Origin of the sequence: Rosenbergiella gaditana, from assembly GCF_018494065.1 — a bacterium.
GTDB lineage: Bacteria > Pseudomonadota > Gammaproteobacteria > Enterobacterales > Enterobacteriaceae > Rosenbergiella > Rosenbergiella gaditana.
On record NZ_JABBFR010000096.1, the window covers coordinates 1 to 229 of the forward strand.

Below are 229 nucleotides of genomic sequence, written 5' to 3' on the forward strand. Positions count from 1 at the left end.
ATGAAGATAATAGGTTTTATCTAAATGTAAGCTTACCACTCTCCCTATTTGATAATAATAACTGGTTAAGTTCAGGACTATCGACGGTAAATAATAAGTATCAGCAAAGTAATATTACTGTTAGTGGGACTGCATTACCCTCCAACTTACTTAGTTACTCTTTAACGGCTAGTAACCAGAATGATGGTGGAAGTCTTGCTGGCTTCAATACAACCTATCGTTCGCAAGT

The 229-nt window shown here is 36.2% G+C and carries 1 protein-coding gene; it reads left to right on the top strand.

Translation table 11 applies throughout. From position 1 onward, the window contains the following. Positions 1-229 (top strand): fimbria/pilus outer membrane usher protein (locus HH682_RS15605; RefSeq protein WP_214238383.1); only part of this gene is annotated, 229 nt, incomplete at both ends.